General features: G+C 58.5%; 25 protein-coding genes. 11 read left to right on the top strand and 14 right to left on the bottom strand.

Translation table 11 applies throughout. The annotated features are described in order from the left end of the window. The first annotated feature begins 8 nt into the window (after positions 1–8). Positions 9–977, top strand: coding sequence for a protein translocase subunit SecF (gene secF, locus F3J41_RS00670; RefSeq protein ID WP_058769379.1), 969 nt, complete (start codon positions 9–11; stop codon positions 975–977). A gap of 64 nt (positions 978–1041) precedes the next feature. Here the strand turns inward: secF and F3J41_RS00675 are convergent, their stop codons facing one another. Further along, positions 1042–1614: a DUF3251 domain-containing protein gene (locus F3J41_RS00675; RefSeq protein ID WP_152391299.1), complete on the bottom strand. Its 573-nt coding sequence runs from the start codon at positions 1612–1614 to the stop codon at positions 1042–1044. 15 nt (positions 1615–1629) lie between these two features. Next, entirely contained in the window at positions 1630–2067 is a 438-nt protein-coding gene (gene lysM / locus F3J41_RS00680; protein WP_058769381.1) for a peptidoglycan-binding protein LysM, read from the bottom strand. A 171-nt stretch (positions 2068–2238) separates the two neighbouring features. Between lysM and nrdR the strand changes: the two genes are divergently transcribed. The 6 genes from nrdR to pgpA all read left to right on the top strand — a co-directional run bounded on the left by nrdR (position 2239) and on the right by pgpA (position 6300). Continuing rightward, positions 2239–2688, top strand: a complete 450-nt coding sequence (nrdR, locus tag F3J41_RS00685) for a transcriptional regulator NrdR (protein ID WP_031279647.1) — start codon at positions 2239–2241, stop codon at positions 2686–2688. Between the two features lie 3 nt (positions 2689–2691). Then, positions 2692–3795 carry a bifunctional diaminohydroxyphosphoribosylaminopyrimidine deaminase/5-amino-6-(5-phosphoribosylamino)uracil reductase RibD gene (gene ribD / locus F3J41_RS00690; RefSeq protein ID WP_058769382.1) on the top strand — a complete coding sequence of 368 codons (1104 nt, stop codon included), beginning with the start codon at positions 2692–2694 and terminating at the stop codon, positions 3793–3795. A gap of 93 nt (positions 3796–3888) precedes the next feature. Then, positions 3889–4359, top strand: coding sequence for a 6,7-dimethyl-8-ribityllumazine synthase (gene ribE / locus F3J41_RS00695; RefSeq protein WP_021507162.1), 471 nt, complete (start codon positions 3889–3891; stop codon positions 4357–4359). 19 nt (positions 4360–4378) lie between these two features. Next, complete coding sequence (nusB, locus tag F3J41_RS00700) at positions 4379–4798, top strand: transcription antitermination factor NusB (RefSeq protein WP_031279648.1); 420 nt, start codon at positions 4379–4381, stop codon at positions 4796–4798. Between the two features lie 46 nt (positions 4799–4844). Next, positions 4845–5822 carry a thiamine-phosphate kinase gene (gene thiL / locus F3J41_RS00705; RefSeq protein ID WP_021507164.1) on the top strand — a complete coding sequence of 326 codons (978 nt, stop codon included), beginning with the start codon at positions 4845–4847 and terminating at the stop codon, positions 5820–5822. Beyond that, a complete protein-coding gene (pgpA, locus tag F3J41_RS00710; protein WP_021507165.1) occupies positions 5809–6300 on the top strand; it encodes a phosphatidylglycerophosphatase A in 492 nt (163 codons plus the stop codon). Before thiL ends, pgpA begins: the two co-directional genes overlap by 14 nt. Before the next feature lie 127 nt (positions 6301–6427). Here the strand turns inward: pgpA and F3J41_RS00715 are convergent, their stop codons facing one another. The 4 genes from F3J41_RS00715 to xseB all read right to left on the bottom strand — a co-directional run bounded on the left by F3J41_RS00715 (position 6428) and on the right by xseB (position 10496). Further along, entirely contained in the window at positions 6428–7402 is a 975-nt protein-coding gene (locus F3J41_RS00715; RefSeq protein ID WP_021507166.1) for an aldo/keto reductase, read from the bottom strand. 67 nt (positions 7403–7469) lie between these two features. Further along, a complete protein-coding gene (gene dxs, locus F3J41_RS00720; protein WP_058781214.1) occupies positions 7470–9335 on the bottom strand; it encodes a 1-deoxy-D-xylulose-5-phosphate synthase in 1866 nt (621 codons plus the stop codon). 19 nt (positions 9336–9354) lie between these two features. After that, entirely contained in the window at positions 9355–10254 is a 900-nt protein-coding gene (gene ispA, locus F3J41_RS00725) for a (2E,6E)-farnesyl diphosphate synthase (protein WP_021507168.1), read from the bottom strand. Beyond that, positions 10254–10496, bottom strand: a complete 243-nt coding sequence (gene xseB / locus F3J41_RS00730) for an exodeoxyribonuclease VII small subunit (protein WP_058757966.1) — start codon at positions 10494–10496, stop codon at positions 10254–10256. Before xseB ends, ispA begins: the two co-directional genes overlap by 1 nt. 234 nt (positions 10497–10730) lie before the next feature. Here xseB and thiI point away from each other — a divergent pair, with 234 nt between their 5' ends. Next, positions 10731–12179 (top strand): tRNA uracil 4-sulfurtransferase ThiI, encoded by a 1449-nt coding sequence (gene thiI, locus F3J41_RS00735; protein ID WP_021507170.1) that lies wholly within the window; start codon positions 10731–10733, stop codon positions 12177–12179. A gap of 140 nt (positions 12180–12319) precedes the next feature. Here the strand turns inward: thiI and yajL are convergent, their stop codons facing one another. Further along, positions 12320–12931, bottom strand: a complete 612-nt coding sequence (yajL, locus tag F3J41_RS00740; RefSeq protein WP_166709685.1) for a protein deglycase YajL — start codon at positions 12929–12931, stop codon at positions 12320–12322. After that, positions 12885–13805, bottom strand: coding sequence for a 2-dehydropantoate 2-reductase (gene panE / locus F3J41_RS00745; RefSeq protein ID WP_166709687.1), 921 nt, complete (start codon positions 13803–13805; stop codon positions 12885–12887). Before panE ends, yajL begins: the two co-directional genes overlap by 47 nt. A gap of 127 nt (positions 13806–13932) precedes the next feature. Here panE and F3J41_RS00750 point away from each other — a divergent pair, with 127 nt between their 5' ends. Beyond that, positions 13933–14424, top strand: a complete 492-nt coding sequence (locus F3J41_RS00750; protein ID WP_021507173.1) for a YajQ family cyclic di-GMP-binding protein — start codon at positions 13933–13935, stop codon at positions 14422–14424. On the opposite strand, the gene F3J41_RS00755 is transcribed toward F3J41_RS00750, so the two are convergent. Continuing rightward, on the bottom strand, positions 14421–16187 hold the full coding sequence (locus F3J41_RS00755; protein ID WP_152391296.1) for a sigma-54-dependent Fis family transcriptional regulator: 1767 nt from the start codon (positions 16185–16187) through the stop codon (positions 14421–14423). The genes F3J41_RS00750 and F3J41_RS00755 overlap by 4 nt on opposite strands. Before the next feature lie 261 nt (positions 16188–16448). Between F3J41_RS00755 and F3J41_RS00760 the strand changes: the two genes are divergently transcribed. Both F3J41_RS00760 and adhP read left to right on the top strand, forming a co-directional pair. Then, positions 16449–17969: an aldehyde dehydrogenase family protein gene (locus F3J41_RS00760; protein ID WP_159377436.1), complete on the top strand. Its 1521-nt coding sequence runs from the start codon at positions 16449–16451 to the stop codon at positions 17967–17969. A 30-nt stretch (positions 17970–17999) separates the two neighbouring features. Continuing rightward, positions 18000–19040: an alcohol dehydrogenase AdhP gene (adhP, locus tag F3J41_RS00765; RefSeq protein WP_021507176.1), complete on the top strand. Its 1041-nt coding sequence runs from the start codon at positions 18000–18002 to the stop codon at positions 19038–19040. A 56-nt stretch (positions 19041–19096) separates the two neighbouring features. Here the strand turns inward: adhP and F3J41_RS00770 are convergent, their stop codons facing one another. From F3J41_RS00770 to cyoB, 5 genes are all read right to left on the bottom strand, one after another. Beyond that, positions 19097–20461, bottom strand: a complete 1365-nt coding sequence (locus F3J41_RS00770) for an MFS transporter (RefSeq protein ID WP_031279651.1) — start codon at positions 20459–20461, stop codon at positions 19097–19099. Positions 20462–20664: 203 nt separating this feature from the next. Then, the gene (gene cyoE, locus F3J41_RS00775) at positions 20665–21552 is read right to left on the bottom strand and encodes a heme o synthase (RefSeq protein ID WP_021507178.1); all 888 of its coding nucleotides are present in this window, start codon (positions 21550–21552) and stop codon (positions 20665–20667) included. A gap of 13 nt (positions 21553–21565) precedes the next feature. Next, positions 21566–21895 carry a cytochrome o ubiquinol oxidase subunit IV gene (locus F3J41_RS00780; protein WP_022549333.1) on the bottom strand — a complete coding sequence of 110 codons (330 nt, stop codon included), beginning with the start codon at positions 21893–21895 and terminating at the stop codon, positions 21566–21568. Next, positions 21895–22509, bottom strand: coding sequence for a cytochrome o ubiquinol oxidase subunit III (locus tag F3J41_RS00785; protein ID WP_021507179.1), 615 nt, complete (start codon positions 22507–22509; stop codon positions 21895–21897). Before F3J41_RS00785 ends, F3J41_RS00780 begins: the two co-directional genes overlap by 1 nt. Further along, positions 22509–24491, bottom strand: a complete 1983-nt coding sequence (gene cyoB / locus F3J41_RS00790; protein WP_021507180.1) for a cytochrome o ubiquinol oxidase subunit I — start codon at positions 24489–24491, stop codon at positions 22509–22511. The genes F3J41_RS00785 and cyoB overlap by 1 nt, the downstream gene beginning before the upstream one ends. Between the last annotated feature and the right edge of the window lie 3 nt (positions 24492–24494).

The following is a 24494-nucleotide window of genomic DNA, read 5'->3' on the forward strand; positions in this document are numbered from 1 at the left end:
AGTGCGTTGTGGCACAGGAATATAGTATTGAACAGCTGAACCATGGGCGTAAAGTCGTCGACTTTATGCGCTGGGACACGCTGGCCTTTATCATCTCCGGCCTGCTGATTGTGGCGTCCATCGCCATTATCGGTGTGCGCGGCTTTAACTGGGGGCTCGATTTCACCGGCGGGACGGTGATTGAGATCAACCTCGAGAAGCCGGCGGATCTGGATGCGCTGCGTGACGGGCTGGTGAAGGCAGGCTTTGAGGAGCCGCTGGTACAGAACTTTGGCAGCAGCCGTGATGTGATGGTGCGTATGCCACCGACCACCGGCAATGCAGGCCAGGAGCTGGGTAACAAAGTGGTCGCCTCGATCAACCAGACGACGCAGCAGAACGCGACCGTGAAGCGAATTGAGTTCGTGGGCCCGAGCGTGGGCAGCGATCTGGCGCAGGCCGGGGCGATGGCGCTGCTGTCAGCGCTGATAGCGATTCTGATCTACATCGGCTTTCGCTTTGAGTGGCGTCTGGCGCTGGGCACCGTGCTGGCGTTGGCGCACGACGTGATCATCACCTGCGGCATTCTGTCGCTGTTCCACATTGAGATCGATCTGACGATTGTGGCGTCGCTGATGTCGGTGATTGGTTACTCGCTCAACGATAAGATCGTGGTTTCCGACCGTATTCGTGAGAACTTCCGCAAAATCCGTCGCGGTTCTTCTTACGACATCACTAACGTGTCGCTGACCCAGACGCTGAGCCGTACGTTGATCACCTCGATCACCACGCTGGCGATGATCCTGATCCTGTTCATCTTTGGTGGCGCACTGCTGAAAGGCTTCTCGCTGACCATGCTGATCGGTGTCACCATCGGTACCATTTCGTCGATCTACGTGTCGTCCGCGCTGGCGCTGAAGCTGGGCATGAAGCGTGAACACATGCTGGTGCAGAAAGTGGAGAAAGAGGGCGCCGATCAGCCTTCGATTCTGCCGTAATTGTGCCGGAGAAATGAAACGGGCTGCCTGAGTGCAGCCCGTTTTTTTATGCCTGACGCCAGAATTACTGGCCTGCAACGACCGTGCTGGCGTCCGTCACCGCCTGCACATCATGCACGCGCACGTAGCCGGGCTGACCCGGTGCCAGCCCGCTGAGTCGCAGCGGTACGCTGACCGAACTGCGCGGCATCAGACTGGCGGGCACGGTAATGGTCTGGCTCAGGCTGTCGGCGTTCAGCGGCTTGCCGCTGGCGGGATCCATTTCGCCCCATACCACGCGGGCGCTGAGTGCCGGCACTGGCTTATCATCGGTTGAACGGATATTCAGGTTAGCGCGGCTGCCGCTGGCTTCCCCCTCAACGTGCGACAGCGACAGGCGCAGTTTACCCAGCTGCGTCTGCAGCTCTACCGGCGTATTCGCCTGCGGGAGTAACCATGCGCCCTGCGTCGACTGGCTGTTGAGCTGCCCCTGAATCTCCAGCGCGCTGGCCTGACTGGTCAGTTTGCGCATCTGCTGGTTGAGCTGGCTCACTTCCTGATGCAGCGCTTTGACCTGAGGTGAAGCGGGGGTGGAGCTGCAACCACTGAGCACCAGCGCAGCAAGCGCTGCCGGCACCCAAATCATCCTGAACGTCATGCAATGTCCTTCCGGTTATTTAGGGATACGTAAAACCTGGCCGGGATAGATCTTATCAGGATGCGTCAGCATTGGCTTGTTCGCTTCAAAGATCTTGTTGTATTCGTTCGGCGTGCCGTACACCTGCTTCGAGATAGCGCTCAGGGTATCGCCTTTTTTCACCGTGTAGAATTCGGCCTGCGCGGCGCTGTCACTGGTGGTGACGTTATCTTCCACTTTGGTGATGCCGGCCACGTTACCCGCCGCTACCAGAATCTTCTCTTTCAACTCCTGCGAGATACCGTCACCGCTGACCTTCACGGTATCGCCCTGCACGTCGACTTTCACTTTGTCGCTGTCGGGCAGGCCGAGTTGATTGATGTGCTCCTGCAGCTTTTTGCTCTGGTCATCGCCGCCTGACACCGCATCCCACAGTTTTTCACCCGCTTCTTTGACGAAATTGAATAAACCCATACATCCTCCTGTCATTAAGCCGGATTGGCTTTCTAAGCTTAGTAACTTTTCACGGTTTGCTGTAACCGTCAGGCGTCGCTGTGAGCCAGGTGGCGATTCTGCGCCCTGTATTTTGTTGCAACCGGGAACGCGCTACACTATCTGCCCCCAATTCTCGCGACAGGAAACGTCATGCATTGCCCATTCTGCTCCGCTGTGGACACCAAAGTGATTGATTCACGTCTGGTTAGTGAAGGCTCCTCAGTGCGCCGCCGCCGCCAGTGCCTGGTGTGCCATGAGCGTTTTACCACCTTTGAAGTGGCCGAGCTGGTAATGCCGCGCGTGGTGAAAAGCAACGACGTGCGCGAACCCTTTAACGAAGATAAGCTGGCCAGCGGCATGATGAAGGCGCTGGAGAAGCGTCCGGTGAGCGCGGATGCCGTCGACAACGCGGTCAATCACATCAAAACCCAGCTGCGCGCCACCGGCGAACGTGAAATTCCCAGCAAGCTGATTGGTAACCTGGTGATGGAAGAGCTGAAGAAGCTGGATAAAGTTGCTTATATTCGCTTCGCATCGGTGTACCGCAGTTTTGAAGATATTCGTGACTTTGGCGAAGAGATCGCCCGCTTACAGGATTAATCCATGACCGATGCGCACTACATGGCGCGCGCGCTGGAACTGGCGCGGCGCGGACAATACACCACCACCCCGAATCCTAACGTCGGCTGCGTTATCGTGCGCGACGGCGAGATCGTGGGCGAAGGCTGGCATCAGCGCGCTGGTGAACCGCACGCGGAAGTGCACGCGCTGCGCATGGCGGGTGACCACGCACGCGGTGCGACCGCATATGTCACGCTGGAACCCTGCAGCCATCACGGTCGGACGCCGCCGTGCTGCGATGCGCTGATTGCCGCCGGCGTCAGCCGGGTGGTCGCGGCGATGCAGGATCCTAATCCGCAGGTGGCCGGGCGCGGCTTGTATCGTTTACAGCAGGCCGGCATCGACGTGAGTCACGGCCTGATGATGAACGAAGCGGAAGCGCTTAATCGCGGTTTTCTCAAACGCATGCGTACCGGTTTTCCGTGGATTCAGCTCAAACTGGGCGCCTCGCTGGATGGCCGTACCGCCATGGCCAGCGGCGAAAGCCAGTGGATCACTTCCGCAGCGGCAAGGCGCGATGTGCAACGTTTACGTGCCCGCAGTTCAGCTATCCTTACCACCAGCGCCACCGTGCTGGCGGACAATCCGTCGCTGACGGTGCGCTGGGATGAACTGAGCGAGACCGTGCGCCAGCAGCTGGATGAGAGCCAGCTGCGTCAGCCGGTGCGGGTGGTGATCGACAGCCAGCAGCGCGTGACGCCGCAGCATCGTTTGATCGCCCAGCCCGGCGAAACCTGGCTGATGCGCACGGAGGCTGATGCACAAAGCTGGCCGCCGGGCGTGAGTCAGATTGAGGTGCCGCCGCGCGGTGAGCAGCTCGATCTGGTGGCGATGATGATGCTGCTCGGTCAGCGTCAGATTAACAGCGTGTGGGTCGAGGCCGGTGCCGGTCTGGCCGGTGCGCTGCTACAGGCCGGCCTGGTGGATGAACTGATCGTTTATCTGGCGCCGAAACTGCTGGGTAACGCCGCGCGCGGCCTGTGTGCGCTGCCGGGACTGGAAACGCTGGCCGATGCGCCAGCGCTGAATTTTAGCGACGTGCGTCAGGTTGGCGACGATTTACGGCTGACCCTGACACCACGCTGAGCATGCACGGAAAAGCCTGAGCGCGTTGCCGAAGAGTATGATAGAATCCGCCCCCTTCTGCGGGGCCATAAAACAAACACCCAAAGGATATGTATGAAAGTTATCGAAGCTGCTGTTGCCACGCCTGATGCCAATATTGCCATCGTAATCGCGCGTTTTAACAATTTCATCAATGACAGCCTGCTGGACGGTGCGGTTGACGCGCTGAAGCGTATTGGCCAGGTCAAAGCGGAAAACATCACCGTGGTCTGGGTACCGGGCGCTTACGAGCTGCCGCTGGCGGCACGCGCCCTGGCGAAAACCGGCAAGCACGACGCGATCGTTGCACTGGGCACGGTGATCCGTGGCGGTACCGCACACTTCGAATACGTGGCGGGTGAAGCCAGCTCCGGCATCGCTCACGTAGCGATGAACAGCGAAATTCCGGTGACCTTCGGCGTACTGACCACCGAAAACATCGAGCAGGCGATTGAACGCGCCGGCACCAAAGCGGGTAACAAAGGCGCCGAAGCGGCCCTGACCGCACTTGAAATGATTAACGTATTGAAAGCCATCAAAGCCTGATTTTTGTAAGGGGAATTTTGTGAAACCTGCTGCTCGTCGTCGCGCCCGTGAGTGCGCTGTCCAGGCGCTTTACTCCTGGCAGTTGTCTAACAACGACATTGCCGATGTGGAATACCAGTTTCTGGCGGAACAAGACGTCAAAGACGTCGATATTAGCTATTTCCGCGAACTGCTGGCCGGTGTGGCGACCAACAGCGCGTTCCTGGACGGCCTGATGAAGCCTTACCTGTCGCGCCAGCTGGAAGAGCTGGGCCAGGTAGAAAAAGCCATCCTGCGCATTTCGCTCTATGAACTGAGCAAGCGTGACGATGTGCCGTACAAAGTGGCGATCAACGAAGGTATCGAACTGGCTAAAGTGTTTGGTGCTGAAGACAGCCATAAATTTGTCAACGGCGTGCTGGATAAAGCCGCTCCGCAAATTCGACCGAACAAAAAATAAGTGCAAAAGGCCGGCTCACCGGCCTTTTTTCATTGAGACCTGACTTATGTCCTGTGGTGAATTCGAACTGATCGCACGTTATTTTAACCGCGTCACCAGCTCCCGCCGCGATGTGGAGAAGGGAATTGGTGACGACTGCGCGTTACTTAACGTGCCGGAAAAACAGACGCTGGCCATCAGCACCGATACGCTGGTGGCGGGCGTGCATTTCTTACGTGATATCCATCCGGCCGATCTCGGTTACAAAGCGCTGGCGGTTAACCTGAGCGACCTGGCGGCGATGGGCGCCGATCCGGCATGGTTAACGCTGGCGTTAACCCTGCCCGAAGTGGATGAGCCGTGGCTGGCGGCGTTCAGCGACAGCCTGTTTGAGCTGCTGGATTATTACGATATGCAGCTGATCGGCGGCGATACCACGCGCGGGCCGCTCAGCCTGACGCTGGGCATTCATGGCCTGGTGCCGGCGGGCCGTGCGCTGAAGCGCGCCGGGGCCAAACCGGGTGACTGGATTTTTGTCACCGGCACGCTGGGCGACAGCGCTGCCGGCCTGTCGCTGCTGCAGCACCATCATCGCCTGAACGATCCGGCGGTGCATGAAGTGCTAATCAAGCGTCATCTGCGCCCGATGCCGCGCGTGCTGCAGGGCCAGGCGCTGCGTAATCTGGCGACGTCAGCCATCGATCTGTCCGATGGCCTGATCTCCGATCTCGGCCACATTCTCACCGCCAGCCGCGTCGGTGCCCGCATCAATCTGGATGCGCTGCCGCTGTCGGCTGCGTTGCGCGATCACTTCGAGCCGGAACAGGTGTTGCGCTGGGCGCTGAGCGGGGGTGAGGATTATGAGCTGTGCTTTACCGTGCCGGAAGTCAATCGTGGTGCGCTGGATGTGGCGCTGGGGCATCTTGGCGTGGCGTATACCTGCATCGGCCAGATCGCGCCGGAAGCAGAAGGGCTGACGCTGCTGGAGAACGGCAAGCCGCGCAGTTTCCATCACAAGGGATTTGATCACTTTGACGCTAAATAAAGATGTGGCCAAAAGCCGTCTGCGCATGGCCAATCCGTGGCACCTGCTGGCGACCGGTTTTGGCAGCGGCCTGAGCCCGATTATGCCCGGCACCGCCGGTTCAATTGCTGCCATTCCCTTCTGGTGGCTGATGACGCTGCTGCCGCTGCAGCTGTATTCGCTGCTGGTGCTGATTGGCATTAGCGTGGGTGTCTACCTGTGTCACCGCACCGCGCGTGATATGGGCGTGCACGACCATGGCAGCATCGTATGGGATGAGTTCATCGGCATGTGGATTACGCTGATGGCGATACCGGCGATGAGCTGGCAATGGGTGCTGGCCGGCTTTGTGATTTTCCGTATTTTCGATATGTGGAAGCCGTGGCCGATTCGCTGGTTCGACCGTAACGTGCACGGCGGCATGGGCATTATGGTCGATGACATTATCGCCGGGGTCATTTCAGCGGCGATTTTGTATGGGTTGGGGCTGGTGCTTTAATGCGCCAGGTGCGCATGAATGCGCACCCTACAGAAAGCGTTGCCATGAATGCCTAGCCCGCAGGCAGGTCGCCATGCATGCGCTGCCTGTGACATCAGGTCGCCCTGAAGGCGACCTGACTGGACCGTTACTCGAATCCCACCACCGGATGCGGTTGGTAGACGCTCTCCAGCTCGGCGATATCGGTTGAACTCAGCTCCACGTCGACGGCTTTCACCAGCTCGGCAAACTGCTGCTCGCGCGAGGCACCAATAATCGGCGCGGTAACCACCGGCTTATGCAGCAGCCACGCCAGCGCCACCTGCGCGCGCGTCACGCCTTTGTCCGCAGCCACCGTTGCCAGCCGTTGCGCAATGGCCGCGTCATTCTCTTCGGTGCCGGTATAGAGTTTTTCCATCACGTTATCCGACACCGAACGCGCAGTGGTTTCTCCCCACGGACGCGTCAGCTTACCGCGCGCCAGCGGGCTCCATGGCAGCACCGCGATGCCTTCGCGCTGGCACAGCGGATGCATCTCCTTCTCTTCTTCGCGCTGAATCAGGTTGTACTGATCCTGCATACTGACAAAACGCGCCCAGCCATGCTGCTGCTGTAACTGCAGCGCCTGCGCAAACTGTGTGGCATGCATCGAGGAAGCCCCGATGTAACGCGCTTTGCCTGACCGCACTACCTGATCGAGCGCTTCCAGCGTCTCTTCAATCGGCGTGGCGTAATCCCAGCGATGAATCTGCAGCAGATCGACATACTCCATGCCAAGCCGCGTCAGGCTGTCATCAATCGACTGCAGAATATTGGTGCGCGACAGCCCCTGCGACAGGTTGCTCAGCGGAAAGTAGACTTTGGTCGCCACCACCACCCGATCGCGCTGCGCATAATCTTTGAGCGCGCGGCCGAGGATCTCCTCACTGCTGCCGTCGGAGTAGCTGTTAGCGGTGTCGAAGAAGTTAATGCCCGCGTCCAGCGCCTGCTTAATCAGCGGTCGGCTGCTCTCTTCCGGCAGCGTCCAGGCGTGGTTACCGCGCAGCGGATCGCCATAGGTCATACAGCCTAAACAGAGACGTGAAACCTGCAGATCGGTCTGGCCTAAACGAACGGTTTTCATGAAGGGCTCCTGCTCTTATGCGTGGGGTTTTACCCTCAAGCATAGCAGCAGGAGCGGGGAAGGGCGGTTACTGCGCCAGCCAGGCGGCGATTTGCTGCTGGATGCCTGCGGCGTCCAGCTGATAATCCTGACGCACTTCTTCCTGCGTCCCCTGCGGAATGAACTCATCCGGCAGGCCGAGGTTCAGCACCGGCACGCGCAGGCGTTTCGCCATCACGTATTCATTGACGCCGCTGCCGGCACCGCCTTTGATCGCGCCTTCTTCCAGCGTAACCAGCGCGTCGTGGCTGGCCGCCAGTTCGCTAATCAGGGCTTCATCCAGCGGCTTAACAAAGCGCATGTCGACCAGCGTGGCGTTGAGCGCGTCGGCGGCGGCCTGTGCTTCCGGCAGCAGAGTACCAAAGTTGAGGATCGCCAGCTGCTCGCCGCGGCGCTTAATCACCCCTTTGCCAAGCGGCAGGCTGGCCAGCGGTTCCAGCGTGGCGCCGGTGCCGGTGCCGCGCGGATAGCGCACCGCGCTCGGGCCATCCTGATAGTGGTAGCCGGTGTAAAGCATCTGACGACACTCGTTTTCATCGCTTGGCGTCATGATCACCATGCCCGGCACGCAGCGCAGATAGGCGATATCAAACGCCCCCTGGTGCGTCTGGCCGTCGGCACCCACGATACCGCCGCGATCGATAGCAAACAGTACCGGCAATTGCTGAATTGCCACGTCGTGAATCACCTGGTCGTAGGCGCGCTGCAGGAAGGTGGAGTAAATCGCCACCACCGGCTTATAACCGCCGATGGCCATGCCTGCGGCAAACGTCACCGCATGCTGCTCGGCGATCGCCACGTCAAAATACTGCTGCGGATAATCACGCGAGTAGCTCACCATGCCGGAGCCTTCGCGCATGGCCGGCGTCACGGCCATCAGCCGCGCATCGTCGGCGGCCATCTCGCTCAGCCAGTTACCAAAAATTTTCGAGTAGCTCGGCAGGCCCGGCGCGCTTTTCGGCAGCGAGCCGCTGGCCGGATCGAATTTTGGCACCGCGTGCCAGGTAATCGGATCTTCTTCCGCCGGCGCGTAGCCCTTGCCCTTTTTGGTCATGATGTGCAGGAACTGCGGCCCTTTCAGATCGCGCATATTCTTCAGCGTACTGACCAGCGTCAGCACATCGTGACCGTCGACCGGACCGATATAGTTAAAGCCCAGCTCCTCAAACAGCGTGCCCGGCACCACCATGCCTTTCAGGTGCTCTTCAGTGCGCTTCACCAGCTCTTTAATCGGCGGCAGCCCGCCCAGCACGCGCTTGCCGCCTTCGCGCAGGCGTGAATAGGTTTTCCCCGAGAGAATCTGCGCCAGGCGATTGTTCAGCGCGCCTACGTTCTCAGAGATCGACATCTCGTTGTCGTTGAGGATCACCAGCATGTCCGGCTTGATATCACCGGCGTGGTTCATGGCTTCAAACGCCATGCCCGCGGTAATCGCGCCGTCGCCAATGATACAGGCGGTACGGCGACCTTTGCCTTCGCGTTCGGCGGCCACGGCCATGCCGAGACCGGCGCTGATGGACGTCGACGAGTGGCCCACGCTCAGCACGTCATATTCGCTTTCGCCGCGCCATGGGAACGGGTGCAGGCCATTTTTCTGGCGGATAGTGCCGATACGGTCGCGGCGGCCGGTCAGAATCTTGTGCGGATAGGCCTGATGGCCGACGTCCCACACCAGATGATCAAACGGGGTGTTGTACACATAATGCAACGCGACGGTCAGCTCGACGACGCCCAGACCCGAAGCAAAGTGGCCGGACGAGCGGCTCACGCTGTCCAGCAGATACTGACGCAGCTCGTCGCACAGGTCCGGAAGTTTTTCTTTAGGCAGTAAACGTAATTCCTGAACCGTGCCTGCTAACGCCAGTGTCGGGTATTTTGCAATATCAAAACTCATCAGAGACTCATTATATAAGTTATTTATCGCGTTCAATTATAAAGCTGGCCAGCGCCTGCAGAGCGGACGTGTCATACGACTGTGCCGCCAGTACCTCCAGCGCGCCCAGTGCTTCGCGATAGAGATCCTGCGCTTTGGCCCGCGCGTTATCCAGTCCCAGCAGCGCCGGGTAAGTACTTTTCCCCAGCGCCTGATCGGCTCCCTGGGTTTTGCCCAGAACGGCGGTATCGCCGACCACATCGAGGATGTCATCCTGCACCTGAAACGCCAGTCCGATGGCGTTGGCGTAGATATCCAGCTGCGGCAGCGCATCGCGGCCCGCTGCACCTGCTGTGAGGGCGCCGAGACGTACGGCGGCGCGGATCAGCGCGCCGGTTTTATGGCGATGGATCTGCTCCAGCTGGTTCAAGTCCACGGATTGGCCTTCGGCGGCTAAATCCAGCGCCTGGCCACCGCACATGCCGGCCACGCCGCTGGCCTGCGCCAGTTCGGAAATCATGGCAATGCGATCCTGCGGGCTTACGCCGGGCATCGGCTGGTCCGCAAGAATGGTAAACGCCAGGGTTTGCAGGGCATCGCCGGCCAGAATCGCCGTGTCTTCGCCATATTTGATATGGCAGGTTGGCTGCCCGCGACGTAACGCATCGTCGTCCATCGCCGGCAGGTCATCATGAATCAATGAGTAAGCGTGAATGCACTCCACCGCTGCGGCGGGGGCATCCAGGCTGGCCGCCTCGGCGCGCAGCATCTCGCCAGTGGCATACACCAGAAACGGGCGCAGGCGCTTACCGCCTAATAGTGCCCCATATTGCATGGCGTTCACCAGAGGAGAACTCTGAAAAGGAAGTGGATCTATTAAGCGCGTCAACGCCTGGTTCACGCGCTCATGGTAGGCGCGCTGCAGTTGCACGAAATCCATTACTCATTTTCCGGCGTGAAAGGGGCGAGCGGGGCGTCTTTGTCGTCGCTCAGCAGAATCTGCACGCGCTGTTCCGCCGCCTGCAGGGTTTGCTGGCCGCTGCGTGCCAGCTGTACGCCGCGCTCGAATTCATTCAGCGCCTCTTCCAGCGGCAGTTCGCCACTCTCCAGACGGCTGACAATCTGTTCCAGCTGCTGCAGTGCGTTTTCAAAACTCACGGGCGCTTCGGCTTTTTTCGGCATAATCAGTGTCGACTCACAGGTTGGGACATTATGTTGCAATCGGCCATGGTAGCCGACGGGCATTGATTAGCAAAATAATCAATGCGGCGAAGGTTGCTTACAGCAGTCACCCGACAAAGGTGATATACTTGCGCGCCTCGGATGCGGTGGCTGATGCCAACCCGCAATTATATGATTTTACCAGCTAAGTGTTGATGATTTTAGCACTTATTTGCCCAACGAAGCTGTGTCGCCATGAAGTTTATCATCAAGCTCTTCCCTGAAATCACCATCAAAAGTCAGTCGGTGCGCCTGCGCTTTATCAAAATTCTGACCGGTAATATCCGTAATACCCTGCGCACCCTCGACGAAGAGATCGCCGTGGTGCGCCACTGGGATCACATCGAAGTGCGCGCGAAGAAGGAAGCGCTGCGTGCCACCGTCACGGAAGAGCTGACGCGCATTCCCGGTATCCACCATGTGCTGGCGGTCGAAGACCGCGCCTATACCGACATGCACGATATCTTCGAGCAGACGCTGGCGCTCAACCGCGAGCGGCTGGAAGGCAAGAGCTTCTGCGTGCGCGTGAAGCGTCGCGGCAAGCACAGCTTTAGCTCGCAGGATGTGGAGCGCTACGTCGGCGGTGGTCTCAATCAGCACATTGAAAGCGCGCGCGTGCAGCTGAATCACCCGGATGTGACAGTGAATCTGGAGATTGAAGACGATCGCCTGCTGCTGATTACCGGCCGCTATGAGGGCCTGGGCGGCTTCCCGATCGGCACCCAGGAAGATGTGCTGTCGCTGATTTCCGGCGGCTTTGACTCCGGCGTCTCCAGCTATATGCTGATGCGCCGCGGCTGTCGCGTGCACTACTGCTTCTTTAACCTCGGCGGCGCGGCGCATGAAATCGGCGTGCGTCAGGTGGCGCACTATCTGTGGCAGCGTTTTGGCCGTTCACATCGCGTGCGTTTTGTCGCCATCAATTTTGAGCCGGTGGTGGGTGAAATTCTGGAAAAAGTTGATGACGGCCAGATGGGCGTGGTGCTGAAGCGCATGATGGTGCGTGCGGCGTCGATGGTGGCTGAGCGTTACGGCGTGCAGGCGCTGGTGACCGGTGAGGCGCTGGGCCAGGTCTCCAGCCAGACGCTGACTAACCTGCGTTTGATTGATAACGCGTCCGACACGCTGATTCTGCGCCCGCTGATCTCGCACGATAAAGAGCACATCATCAATATTGCGCGTCAGATCGGCACCGAAGACTTCGCCCGCACCATGCCGGAGTACTGCGGCGTGATTTCGAAAAGCCCCACGGTGAAAGCGGTGAAGGCGAAGATCGAAGCCGAAGAGCAGAACTTCGATTTCGACATTCTGCAGCGCGTGGTGCAGGAAGCCAGCAACGTCGATATCCGTGAAATCGCGGAGCAGACGGAAGAAGAAGTGGTGGAAGTGGAAACCGTGGCGTCATTCAGCGGCAACGATGTGGTGCTGGATATCCGTTCAATTGATGAACAGGACGACAAGCCGCTGGCGCTGACCGGCGTGGAAGTGAAATCGCTGCCGTTTTATAAGCTGAGCACCCAGTTCGGCGATCTCGATCAGAGCAGAACCTGGTTGCTGTACTGCGATCGCGGCGTGATGAGCCGGTTGCAGGCGTTGTATCTGCACGAGCAGGGCTTTAAGAACGTGAAGGTGTACCGTCCGTAAGCGCGGGGGAGTTAAGCCTGGCGCGCCTGATTTCGGGTGCATGGGCAAAACCCGGTGCGCAGGAATGCGCACCCTGTAATCACCGCGACGAATAAAACTGTGCGCTGATCTCGTGGGGTCGCCATTGATGGCGACCTTTTTTACGCGCGTTCTTCAAATTCCTGATAATTATAAATCCCTGCCGCCAGCACCAGCTGTGACGCGACTTCACGCGCTTGCTCTTTATCCACCAGCAGATCAATCAGCTTCAGGGCAAAATCGATCGCCGTGCCCGGCCCCTGGCTGGTCAGCAGATTAACGCGCGGATCCCACACCACGCGGCGCTCCATCCATTTCTCTTCCGGAATGGTGTGCTTCAGGCCGGGAAAACCGGTCATGTTGCCCACCGGAAACAGGTCATGCGGTATCAGTACCGTGCCCGGCGCGGCACAGATCGCCGCGACAATGTTGCCTGACAGATGACACTGGCGTACCGTCTCCACCAGCAGCGGGCTGTCGCGGAAGGTTTCAGCGCCTTTGAGGCCGCCCGGCAGAACGATGGCGGCAAAATCGTTATCCGCCACTTCCACCAGCGGTGCGTCAGCCAGCAGGCGTACGCCGCGGGAGCAGACAATCTCGCGCGTGCCATCACTCTCCACGCTGGCGGTGGTCACCTTCAGGCCGGCGCGGACCAGCAGGTCAATGGTGGTGACCGCTTCGGTCTCTTCACTGCCATGGGCCAGGCAAACCAGCACTGATGCGTTCGCGCTCATATTGGGACTCCTTGCGTTTAATCAGGTCGTACAGGCGGGTGTTTTCCGGCAGCGCAATCCCCTGCGCGCGGGCGCGGCGCAGCAGGTAGCCGGTAATGTAATCAATTTCAGTCTGACGCTGCGCACGCACATCCTGCAGCATTGAGGAGACGTTGGCGGCGGTGCTGTCGATGACGTCGTAGATAATGTCGCGCAGGTTATCCAGCGCAATGTGCTGGCCCTCGCGCTCCATCACCCAGGCCAGCTCCTCGCACAGCCGGTTAATCTGCTCCGGCCAGGCGCGCAGCGCGCCGTTCTGGCAGTCGTGCTCAACCGTCAGCGTGTTGATCACGCAGTTAACTGCCAGCTTGCGCCAGCTGGCGGACGCGATGTTATCGTGCCACGCCACGTCCGGCAGCGCCTGATGCAGAATATCGGCGATATCGCTCAGCGCCGCGCTTTCGCGGCTGGCAGGTCCGATGTGGGTGATGCCCTGCGCGACATGCTTGATCATCGTGCCGTCGCGCATAGCCGCGTGCGTGGTGATGCCGCGCAGCAGCGGCTGCTGCACTTCTTTGAGCTCTTCGATCGTACCCATGCCGTTGTGCAGCAGCAGGATCGGCGCGTGGCGCGGTAGCACGCCTTGCAGGTTTTTCACCGCAGGGGAAACCTGTGGCGCTTTCAGGGTCACCAGTAGCAGCTGGCTTTCAGCCAGAAACAGCGGATCGTTAGCGATGAAGGTGTGATTGCTGACGTGGCCCTGCGGATCAACCACGTTGACCGAACAGTACGGCTGCGGTACGCGCAGCCAGCCCTGAACGTCATGTCCCTGGCGTGCAAGGGCCGCGAGCCAGATTTGCCCCAGGGCGCCGCAACCCAACACGGTAATTTTCATTATGCCTCCCGCTGGCGGGTGGGTGAATGGGTGTCACACCCTTAATTATAGCTTTCCGCGTCGCGTGTTTTATTAGCGCGACAAGACGCGTATTATGCATGTCACTTTAGTATCAGGAGAAGAAAAGATGCCATCTTTCGATATCGTTTCCGAAGTCGAATTGCCGGAAGTGCGTAATGCGGTGGAGAATGCCAACCGTGAGATCTCAACCCGTTTCGATTTCCGCAACGTGAGCGCCAGCTTTGAGCTCAACGAAAAGAATGAGACCATCAAAGTCACCAGCGAATCGGATTTTCAGGTGAAGCAGCTGGTGGATATTCTGCGTGAAAAGCTGCTGAAGCGCGGCATTGAAGGCGCAGCGATTGAAGTACCGGAAGAGATTGTGCACAGCGGTAAAAGCTGGAGCGTTGAAGCGAAGCTGAAAAAAGGCATCGAAAGCGATGTCGCGAAGAAAATCGTTAAGCTGATCAAAGACAGCAAACTGAAAGTGCAGACGCAGATTCAGGGTGAAGAGCTGCGCGTCACAGGTAAATCCCGCGACGATCTGCAGGGTGCGATGGCGCTGGTGCGCGGTGGCAACCTGGGTCAGCCGTTCCAGTTCAAAAACTTCCGCGATTAATCCCCTCTGTCGCGTGCCGCACGACGATACAGCGTGCTGCGCGCGACCCCCAGCGCCTGCGCCGCTTTACTGATATTGCCGTCATAGCGCAGCAGCGTTTCACTGATCAGCTGTTCATCGTGGCGTTCGCGCAGCGGCGGTGCCGGCGGGCGGCGATACTCTGCCGGCAGGTGACTTTCCGTCAGCGTTTCGCCCTCGTCGGCAAGCGCCAGCAGCACGCGCAGCAGACTGCGTAGCTGGCGCACATTGCCCGGCCACGGCTGCTGCGCCAGCGCCGTCAGCAGCGCCGGAGACAGCTGTACGCCACGCTGCGCGGCCCCCAGCTCCTGCCATAAATCGCGGATAAACCCGGCGACGTTCGGCCAGGCGCGCAGCGGCGGAAGGGTCAGCGCGAACTCCTGCAGACGATAGAGTAAATCTTCACGAAATTCGCCGGCGGCCACGCGCTGGGCCAGATCGCGATGCGTGGCGCAAATCACGGCAAAATTCACCGGCCAGCTGCGACTGGAGCCGAGCGGCGCCACCTCTTTTTCCTGCAGCACGCGCAGCAAACGGGTCTGCAGCGTCAGCGGCATATCACCGATTTCATCCAGAAACAGCACGCCGCCATCCGCTTCGCGAATTTTGCCGATGTAGCCATTTTTACTGGCGCCGGTAAATGCGCCGGGCTGGTAGCCAAACAGTTCGGATTCAATCAGTGCTTCGGGGATGGCGGCACAGTTGATGGCGACAAACTTGCCCTTGCGCCACCGGCTTTGCTGGTGCAGCGCGCGGCTGACATACTCCTTGCCGCTGCCGGTTTCACCATAAATGCACAGCGAAACGCCGGCATCCAGCAACCGCAGCATTTTTGCGCCGTCAGCTCCCAGCACGCGCGGCAAGTCATGCGTGCGACTGTCCGGCACGCTGACATGGCTGCGCTGCGGCGCGCGCAGGCGGAACCAATAGCGCTGCGCGCCAATGTCGACCGCGGCGGGAACGCTGTTGGCCTGCTGCTGCAGTTGCGGAAACAGCTGCTGAAACGTCAGGCTGGCAAAGCGGTCGGCGCTGAGAGCCAGTTCGCGCATCGCCAGCCGGTTGGCTGCGGTCAGCACATTGTCAGAGAATACCAGCAGCAGTTCATCACTGGTGTCGATGCCCTGCGGCTGCGGATGCAGACTGAGCAGCCACTGCTGCGGATGCAGGCTCTGCTTCACCCACAGGTACTCGATCTGCTTTGCCGCTGCTTTCACCCGGTTCAGGGTATGCGGATGCGGAAAGTGTGCCGGACCCGAGATATCCAGCACGCCGGCTATCTGGCCGTTGGGCATCTGCAACGGCATCGCGGCGCAGTACAGACCCTGATTGCGCGTCAGGAAATGCTGCTGGCCATCAATTTCACAGCCGTCATCAATCGCCAGCGCGGTGCCAATCGCATTGGTGCCGCGTCCGCATTCACTCCACAGATTACCGGGAGCCAGGGCAAAGCGCTGGGCTTTCTCCAGCGCCTGCATATCGCCAAAGGTGTTCAGCACCAGCCCGCTGGCATCGGACAGGATCACCACCGACTGCGTCTCCGCCATCTGCTGCGCCAGCTGGCGGATGACCGGCTGCGCAAACTGCTGCAGCCCGGCGTTGCTGGCCAGCACATCGGCCAGCTCGCCCTGACGCACGCGCGGGAAATCGTCGGCGCTGCGCTCTAATCCATACAGCTGGCTGCGGAACCAGGAGTCGCTTAACAGCGGGTTGGCGTGCACGGCAGACGCGGCTGAATTTCCCTGCATGAGTGACCTCAGAACGGCGTGTAAGTGTTGCGATATTGTAGCGTTCGGGTTTCTGCACTGTTGCGATACGCAACACAGATACCGCGTTTGTCCTGGAGGACTGACAGGTTTGCTGGCGGGGCATGAATTTATTTGATTGATAAATAATGCATTTATCGCTTTTGCGCCTGATGAGAAAAAACTGGCACGCGCGCTGCAATACCGACACAGGCAGTTGCGCTGCCTGTTCAGACCCTCTGACCTGATAATAAGGAGTTTGCGATGCGTTATGCACATCCCGGCACGCCCGGCGCGCTGGTCTCTTTCCAGGCGACCTACGGCAACTATATCGCCGGCAACTTCACCGAGCCGCTGAGCGGCCAGTACTTTATGAACACCTCGCCGGTAGACGGCAGCGATATTGCCCGGTTCCCGCGATCCGACGCGCGCGATATCGATCTGGCGCTGGATGCGGCGCATCAGGCCGCCGATGAGTGGGGCAAAACCAGCGTACAGCAGCGCGCCAACCTGCTGCTGCAGGTGGCCGATCGCATGGAAGCCAGTCTTGAGAAGCTGGCGGTAGCGGAGAGCTGGGATAACGGTAAACCGATTCGCGAGACGCTCAACGCCGATCTGCCGCTGGCGGTCGACCATTTTCGCTACTTTGCCGGCTGCCTGCGCGCGCAGGAGGGCAGCACCGCCGAGATCGACGAAACCACGGTGGCCTATCACTTCCACGAGCCGCTCGGCGTGGTCGGACAGATCATCCCGTGGAATTTCCCGCTGCTCATGGCGGCGTGGAAGCTGGCACCGGCGCTGGCCGCCGGTAACTGCGTGGTGCTGAAACCGGCTGAGCAGACGCCGCTTGGTATTACGCTGCTGATGGAGCTGATTGGCGATCTGTTCCCACCGGGCGTGCTGAATGTGGTGCAGGGCTTTGGCCGCGAAGCCGGCGAAGCGCTGGCCACCAGCAAGCGCATCGCTAAAATTGCCTTTACCGGATCCACGCCGGTCGGGCGGCATATCATGGCCTGTGCGGCGGAGAACATCATTCCCTGCACCGTCGAGCTGGGCGGCAAATCACCCAACATCTACTTCGCGGATGTGATGTCGGGTGAAGAGGCGTTCATCGAGAAAGCGGTCGAGGGGCTGGTGCTGGGCTTCTTTAATCAGGGCGAAGTCTGTACCTGTCCATCGCGTGCGTTAATTCATGAATCGATCTACCAGCCCTTTATGGAGCGGGTGCTGGCCAAGGTTGCCACCATTCGCCGTGGCGATCCGCTCGATACCGACACCATGATCGGTGCTCAGGCTTCCCGCCAGCAATTCGACAAAATCCTGTCCTATATCAACATTGCCCGCGAGGAAGGGGGGCAGATTCTGACAGGGGGCGAGCGTGCGCATATCGCCGAGGAGCTGGATAACGGATTCTACATCCAGCCCACTCTGATCAAGGGCAGCAACCAGATGCGCTGTTTCCAGGAGGAGATTTTTGGGCCAGTGATTGGCGTCACCACGTTCCACGATGAGGCAGAGGCGCTCGCGATCGCCAATGAAACCCAGTTTGGTCTGGGCGCGGGCGTGTGGACGCGCGATACCAATCTGGCGTATCGCATGGGCCGCGGCATTAAAGCCGGTCGCGTCTGGACCAACTGCTATCACATCTATCCCGCCCATGCGGCATTCGGTGGCTACAAGCAGTCGGGCGTCGGGCGTGAAACCCACAAAATGGCGCTCAGCGCCTATCAGCAAACCAAAAATCTGCTGGTCAGCTATGGCACAGCGCCACTGGGGCTGTTCTGAGTCCGCATCCGTTCAAATGGAGAGTGAAAGATGAATATGCAAATCAAAACCACCATGAAAGCCGCGATTGTAAAGGCGTTTGGTGAACCGCTGGTGATTGAGCAGGTGCCGGTGCCGTCCGTTGGGCCAGGACAGATTCTGGTGAAAATCGCCGCCACCGGCGTGTGTCACACCGACCTGCACGCCGCCGAAGGCGACTGGCCGATCAAGCCCAATCCGCCGTTCATTCCCGGTCACGAAGGCGTCGGGCAGGTGGTAGCCATTGGCGAAGGGGTGAAACATCTCAAACTGGGCGATCGCGTCGGCGTACCGTGGCTCTACTCGGCGTGTGGCCACTGCGAGCACTGCCTCGACAGCTGGGAGACGCTGTGTCTGTCGCAGCAGAATGCCGGCTATTCGGTCAACGGCAGCTTTGCCGAGTACTGCCTGGCGGATGCCAACTACGTCGGCATCATTCCGGATAACGTTGAGTTTAATGAAGTGGCACCGATTTTATGTGCTGGCGTAACGGTTTACAAAGGCCTGAAGATGACCGATACCAAACCGGGTGACTGGGTGGTGGTTTCCGGCATCGGCGGGCTGGGGCACATGGCTATTCAGTATGCGGTGGCGATGGGGCTCAACGTGGCGGCGGTCGATATCGACGACGATAAGCTGGCATTTGCCAAACGGCTCGGTGCCAGCGTGGTTGCCAATGCGAAGCAGGTCGATCCGGCGAAAGTGTTCCAGGAAAGTTTTGGCGGTGCGCACGGCGTGCTGGTGACGGCGGTCTCGCCAAAAGCGTTTGAACAGGCGATCGGCACGCTGCGTCGCGGCGGCACCATGGTGCTCAACGGCCTGCCGCCGGGGAAATTCGATCTCTCGATCTTCGACATGGTGCTGGATGGCATTACGGTGCGCGGCTCGATTGTCGGCACGCGTAAAGATCTGCAGGAGGCACTGGATTTTGCCGGTCGCCATAAGGTGAAAGCGAATGTCGCGGTTGAGCCGCTGACTAACATCAACGATATCTTTGCGCGCATGCACGCCGGCAAAATTGAAGGGCGTATTGTGGTGGATATGTCGCTGTAGTGACGCTGAGCGGACCGCGTGGAGCCAGAGCATCGCGGTCCGCTGTGGCTAAGTCATTAACTGCTGGCGAGCAGCGCCTCCAGCTCCACGCGGCTCGTCACTTTGCTGTCAATTTTAATGTAGGCACTTTTCTCTTCCGGCACGATAAACACTGACGCCACGCCGGGCTGCGCGCGCAGCCGCTTCTCCAGATTCGGTACTGCCAGCACCGCATCACTCAGCACCAGGCGCAGGCTGCTGACGTACGGCGGCTCCTGCATCGACATGGCGACAAACAGCCACGCCGCAGCCACTATCGCGCCGACCAGAAACACCGTTTGCGCATCGAAGTGGCCGAAAATCCAGCCGCCCAGGCTGCCGCCAATCGCGACGCCAATAAACTGGCTGGTGGAATAAATCCCCATGGCCGTGCCTTTGTAGCCCGCCGGCGACTCTTTGCTGATCAGCGACGGCAGAATCGCTTCCATCAGGTTAAAGGCGAGGAAAAACAGCTGCACGCCAATCACCAGCGTCCAGAAGTGGCCTGCGGCGCCCCACAGCACAATTTCCGCGATGATGATCAGCGCCACGCAGCCGACAAACACCCGCTTCATGCGGCGCTTTACCTCGGCATAGATAATAAACGGCACCACGGCGACAAACGCCACCAGCATGGTCACCAGATACACTTTCCAGTGTTCAGCCGCCGGGAAGCCTGCCTGTTCAAACTGGCCCGGCAGCGCGACGAAGCTCGACATCAGCAAAATGTGCAGACAGAGAATGCCGATATTCAGCTTCAGCAATTTGGGATTAGCCAGCACTGCGCGAATGCTGCCTTTGACCATGCCGGATTCGCGGTTCAGCACGTGGCCCGGCGCATTGGGCACTACCAGCAGGGTGATCACGATACCCAGGCTGGCGAGCAGGGCAATCATCCAGAACAGCGCGTGCAGACCCAGCGCATGCGTGACAATCGGGCCGACCACCATGGCAATCGCAAAGGTAACGCCGAAGCTGATGCCGATAAACGCCATCGCTTTGGTGCGGTTCTGTTCACGGGTCAGGTCTGACAGCAGTGCCATCACCGCCGCGGCAATGGCACCGGAGCCCTGCAGCGCGCGACCAAGGATAATGCCCCAGATGGAGGTGCTGGTGGCGGCAATAAGGCTACCAAGCACAAACAGCAGCAGGCCACCGACAATCAGCGGCTTGCGGCCAATACGGTCGGACAGCAGACCAAAGGGGATCTGAAACACGGCCTGCGCCAGACCATAAATACCAATTGCCAGACCGATCAACGTTTCGCTGGCGCCCTGTAAAGCCATACCGTAAGTGGTCAGTACCGGCAGGACCATAAACATTCCCAGCATGCGCAGGGAAAAAACTGTGCCTAAACCCCATGTTGCCCGAAGCTCAACTGGTGTCATTCTATTATCGTTCATTCCAACCTCTGTAAGTTTATGCCCCTGGGACTTCAGGTTGCAGCGGCACAGGTTGCGCGCCCTTATCTGCGACCCGGCTCACCGGGACATGCAGCGCTTATTTTAGGAAGCAGGGCAGGGCGGGTAAAACAATTGTTTTTAAGCAGTGGTAACAAAAAGAAAGGGCGCGAAATTCGCGCCCTTGTCCGGAGTAACGGTCTGACTTACCAGACGTAAGTCAGCAGGTCCTTAGAGGCCGGGGCCATAAAGTCCACCGACATCATCACGCTCAGCGCAGTGATGGCGACAATGGAGAACACGAACAGTTTACGCGCCCAAACTTTGTCGTTTGAGGTTTTGTAACCTGACAGTGCCATACCCAGCCACCACACGCTGACGGCGGCAGCCACCACCAGATATTTGTAGCCAGCATAACCGCCCAGCGACAGCATCAGCGTGGCAATCATGAACGCCAGGATGTACAGCGTAATATGATTTTTTGCCACGGAGATGCCTTTCACCACCGGCAGAACCGGAATATTGGCGGCCTGATAATCTTTGAAGCGGAAGATGGCAATCGCGTAGGAGTGCGGCATCTGCCACAGGCTAAAGATAGCCAGTAAGATTAACGCGCCGGCATCAAACTGGTTGGTCACCGCGCAGTAGCCAATCACTGGCGGCGCAGCGCCAGAGAGGCTGCCAATCAGCGTGCCATAGACCGAATGACGCTTCATGTAGAGGCTGTAAATGCCGACATAGACGACGAAGCCCATCACCGCCAGCCACATGGCCAGCGGGTTAGCGCCAAAATACAGCAACGCAAAGCCAGCAATACCCAATGCGGTTGCATAAACCAGGCTTACTTTCGCCGAGATCAGGCCTTTGACCAGAACACGGTTCCGCGTTCTCTCCATTTTGATGTCGATGTCGCGGTCAATCACATTGTTGAATACACAACCGGATGCGACCACCAGCGAAACGCCCACCAAAGCGACGAGAAACAGGGGGTAATCAATGCTGCCTTTTGAAGCCAGCAGGAATCCACCGATCACAGAAATTAAATTGCCGAAAATAATTCCTGGTTTTGTTACTTGCAGGTATTGCTTAATCATTACGCGTGACTCTTTAGTGGGCCATCATGTTGTAGTTGAGGTTCCACATAATCCACAGTGAGCCAATCACCACAATCAGGATAATGACTGCGGAGAAGACAATGGCCACCATGTTCCAGCCACCCTCGGATTTGCTGTCCAGATGCAGGAAGTAGACCAGGTGCACCAGCACCTGAACCACTGCACACACCAGAACCACACCCAGAATGGTGCCGTGAGAAGCACTGCCATCCATCACCATCCAGAACGGAATCGCCGTCAGGATGATCGAGAGGATGAAGCCGATCATGTAAGACTTCACGCTACCGTGAGATGCACCATGTTCGTTTACAGAATGACTCATTACATGGCCCCCATCAGATAGACAACGGTGAATACGCAGATCCACACCACATCCAGGAAGTGCCAGAACAGGCTCAGACACATGATACGGGTGCGGTTGGTGGCGCTCAGACCGCGTTTAGCGATCTGGAACATCAGCACGGCCATCCAGATCAGACCAGAGGTCACGTGCAGACCGTGCGTACCGACCAGAGTAAAGAAGCCAGACAGGAAGCCGCTGCGGTCAGGACCGAAACCTTCCTTGATCAGGTGATGGAATTCATAGATTTCCATCCCGATAAATCCGGCACCGAACAGGAAGGTCAACGCCAGCCAGCTGATGACCGAACCTTTGTTCTGGTTGTTCATCGCAATCACTGCCATACCATACGTGATGGAGCTCAGCAGCAGCAGCGCGGTTTCAACCAGCACAAACGGCAGTTCGAAGATATCTTTACCTGCCGGGCCACCGGCAGTGTTGTTAACCATGACCGCATAGGTCGCAAACAGGGTTGCGAAGATAATGCAGTCACTCATCAGGTAGATCCAGAAGCCAAAGACTTTATTGGCTCCCGCATCGTGATGCCCATGCTCCGCATGGGCGTCGTGGTGGTGTTTAACGGTTTCAGTTGACATTATTTCAGACCTGCTTTGCTGATGTCATCAAAGTGCTTCTTCTCGATCTGCTCGATTTCAGCAACCGGTACGTAGTAATCCACGTCTTCATCGAAGCTCTTCACAATCCAGGTCACGATGGTGCCAAGGAAAGTAAGACCTGCCAGCCACCAGATGTGCCAGATCAGGGCAAAACCGAAGACTGTCATGAAGGCAGCGATAACAATGGCCGCGCCGCTGTTTTTCGGCATATGAATTTCTTCATATTTTTCTGGCTGCTTGTACGCTTCGCCTTTCTCTTTCATTTCCCAGAACGCATCACGCTCGTGGATATGTGGGATCACAGCAAAGTTGTAGAACGGCGGAGGTGAAGAGGTTGCCCACTCCAGCGTACGGCCGCCCCACGGGTCACCGGTCAGATCGCGGTTCTGCTCACGGTCACGTACCGATACCCAGAACTGGATAAGCTGGCACAGGATACCGCAGGCGATCAGCGCTGCACCGCCTGCTGCAACTACCAGCAGAGAGTGGAACTGCGGATCGATGTCCTGGCTCAGACGACGGGTCATCCCCATGAAGCCCAGCGCGTACAGCGGCATAAAGGCAACGAAGAAGCCGATGATCCAGAACCAGAAAGCACGTTTGCCCCAGGTTTCGTTCAGGGTGAAGCCGAAGGCTTTCGGGAACCAGTAGGTCACGCCAGCCATACAACCGAACACCACACCACCGATGATAACGTTGTGGAAGTGTGCAATCAGGAACAGGCTGTTGTGCAGCACGAAGTCTGCGCCTGGTACCGCCAGCAGTACGCCGGTCATCCCACCAACGGAGAAGGTGACCAGGAAGCCGATGGTCCACAGCATCGCCGAGTTGAACTCGATACGACCCTGATACATGGTGAACAGCCAGTTAAAGATTTTCACCCCGGTCGGAATCGCGATGATCATCGTCATGATACCGAAGAAGGCGTTAACGTTCGCACCGGCACCCATGGTGAAGAAGTGGTGCAGCCAAACGATGAACGACAGAACGGTAATGGCGATGGTTGCCCACACCAGCGAGGTGTAACCAAACAGACGCTTTTTCGAGAAGGTGGCCGTGACTTCAGAGAAGACACCAAACACCGGCAGAACGAGGATGTACACCTCCGGGTGACCCCAGACCCAGATCAGGTTGACGTACATCATCATGTTACCGCCCATATCATTGGTAAAGAAATGGAAGTCGAGGTAACGATCAAGCGTCAACAGTGCCAGCGTCACGGTCAGAACCGGGAACGCAGCGATAATCAGGACGTTAGTACACAGTGCTGCCCAGGTGAACACCGGCATCTTGAACAGGTCCATGCCCGGAGCACGCATCTTCAGAATGGTCACGAAGAAGTTGATACCGGTCAGCGTGGTACCAATACCGGAGAGCTGGAGACTCCAGATCCAGTAATCGACCCCGACGCCAGGACTGTATTCTGCCCCCGAGAGCGGTGGATAAGCCAGCCAGCCGGTCTGTGCGAATTCGCCCACACCCAGTGACAGGTTAACCAGGATCACACCGATAGCGGTGAACCAGAAGCTCAGGTTGTTCAGGAACGGGAAGGCAACGTCACGGGCACCGATTTGCAGCGGAACCGCGATGTTCATCAGACCCACCACGAAAGGCATCGCCACGAAGAAGATCATGATCACGCCGTGAGCGGTGAAGATCTGGTCGTAGTGGTGCGGTGGCAGTATGCCTGCTTCCCCGGCGGAAGCCATAACCTGTTGGGTACGCATCATTACCGCATCGGCAAAGCCGCGCAGCAGCATGACAAAGGCCATGATGATGTACATGATACCCAGTTTTTTGTGGTCGATGGAGGTTAACCATTCAGACCACAGATACTGCCATTTACCGAAATAGGTAATAGCAGCGATCAGCGCCAGACCACCAATGATGATACCGGCGACCGTAACCATGATAATGGGTTCATGGTAGGGCACTGCATCCAGTGTTAATTTTCCGAACATCGT

It is taken from the genome of Pantoea sp. Ap-870 (assembly GCF_011752515.1).
GTDB lineage: Bacteria > Pseudomonadota > Gammaproteobacteria > Enterobacterales > Enterobacteriaceae > Pantoea > Pantoea dispersa.

What these genes read in the sequence shown, in the direction of transcription:
- F3J41_RS00675 (WP_152391299.1), bottom strand. Translation starts at nt 1,614, where the DNA reads ATGACGTTCAGGATGATTTGGGTGCCGGCAGCGCTTGCTGCGCTGGTG.
- lysM (WP_058769381.1), bottom strand. Translation starts at nt 2,067, where the DNA reads ATGGGTTTATTCAATTTCGTCAAAGAAGCGGGTGAAAAACTGTGGGAT.
- nrdR (WP_031279647.1), top strand. Translation starts at nt 2,239, where the DNA reads ATGCATTGCCCATTCTGCTCCGCTGTGGACACCAAAGTGATTGATTCA.
- ribD (WP_058769382.1), top strand. Translation starts at nt 2,692, where the DNA reads ATGACCGATGCGCACTACATGGCGCGCGCGCTGGAACTGGCGCGGCGC.
- ribE (WP_021507162.1), top strand. Translation starts at nt 3,889, where the DNA reads ATGAAAGTTATCGAAGCTGCTGTTGCCACGCCTGATGCCAATATTGCC.
- thiL (WP_021507164.1), top strand. Translation starts at nt 4,845, where the DNA reads ATGTCCTGTGGTGAATTCGAACTGATCGCACGTTATTTTAACCGCGTC.
- F3J41_RS00715 (WP_021507166.1), bottom strand. Translation starts at nt 7,402, where the DNA reads ATGAAAACCGTTCGTTTAGGCCAGACCGATCTGCAGGTTTCACGTCTC.
- dxs (WP_058781214.1), bottom strand. Translation starts at nt 9,335, where the DNA reads ATGAGTTTTGATATTGCAAAATACCCGACACTGGCGTTAGCAGGCACG.
- ispA (WP_021507168.1), bottom strand. Translation starts at nt 10,254, where the DNA reads ATGGATTTCGTGCAACTGCAGCGCGCCTACCATGAGCGCGTGAACCAG.
- xseB (WP_058757966.1), bottom strand. Translation starts at nt 10,496, where the DNA reads ATGCCGAAAAAAGCCGAAGCGCCCGTGAGTTTTGAAAACGCACTGCAG.
- thiI (WP_021507170.1), top strand. Translation starts at nt 10,731, where the DNA reads ATGAAGTTTATCATCAAGCTCTTCCCTGAAATCACCATCAAAAGTCAG.
- yajL (WP_166709685.1), bottom strand. Translation starts at nt 12,931, where the DNA reads ATGAGCGCGAACGCATCAGTGCTGGTTTGCCTGGCCCATGGCAGTGAA.
- panE (WP_166709687.1), bottom strand. Translation starts at nt 13,805, where the DNA reads ATGAAAATTACCGTGTTGGGTTGCGGCGCCCTGGGGCAAATCTGGCTC.
- F3J41_RS00750 (WP_021507173.1), top strand. Translation starts at nt 13,933, where the DNA reads ATGCCATCTTTCGATATCGTTTCCGAAGTCGAATTGCCGGAAGTGCGT.
- F3J41_RS00755 (WP_152391296.1), bottom strand. Translation starts at nt 16,187, where the DNA reads ATGCAGGGAAATTCAGCCGCGTCTGCCGTGCACGCCAACCCGCTGTTA.
- F3J41_RS00760 (WP_159377436.1), top strand. Translation starts at nt 16,449, where the DNA reads ATGCGTTATGCACATCCCGGCACGCCCGGCGCGCTGGTCTCTTTCCAG.
- adhP (WP_021507176.1), top strand. Translation starts at nt 18,000, where the DNA reads ATGAATATGCAAATCAAAACCACCATGAAAGCCGCGATTGTAAAGGCG.
- F3J41_RS00770 (WP_031279651.1), bottom strand. Translation starts at nt 20,461, where the DNA reads ATGAACGATAATAGAATGACACCAGTTGAGCTTCGGGCAACATGGGGT.
- cyoE (WP_021507178.1), bottom strand. Translation starts at nt 21,552, where the DNA reads ATGATTAAGCAATACCTGCAAGTAACAAAACCAGGAATTATTTTCGGC.
- F3J41_RS00780 (WP_022549333.1), bottom strand. Translation starts at nt 21,895, where the DNA reads ATGAGTCATTCTGTAAACGAACATGGTGCATCTCACGGTAGCGTGAAG.
- F3J41_RS00785 (WP_021507179.1), bottom strand. Translation starts at nt 22,509, where the DNA reads ATGTCAACTGAAACCGTTAAACACCACCACGACGCCCATGCGGAGCAT.
- cyoB (WP_021507180.1), bottom strand. Translation starts at nt 24,491, where the DNA reads ATGTTCGGAAAATTAACACTGGATGCAGTGCCCTACCATGAACCCATT.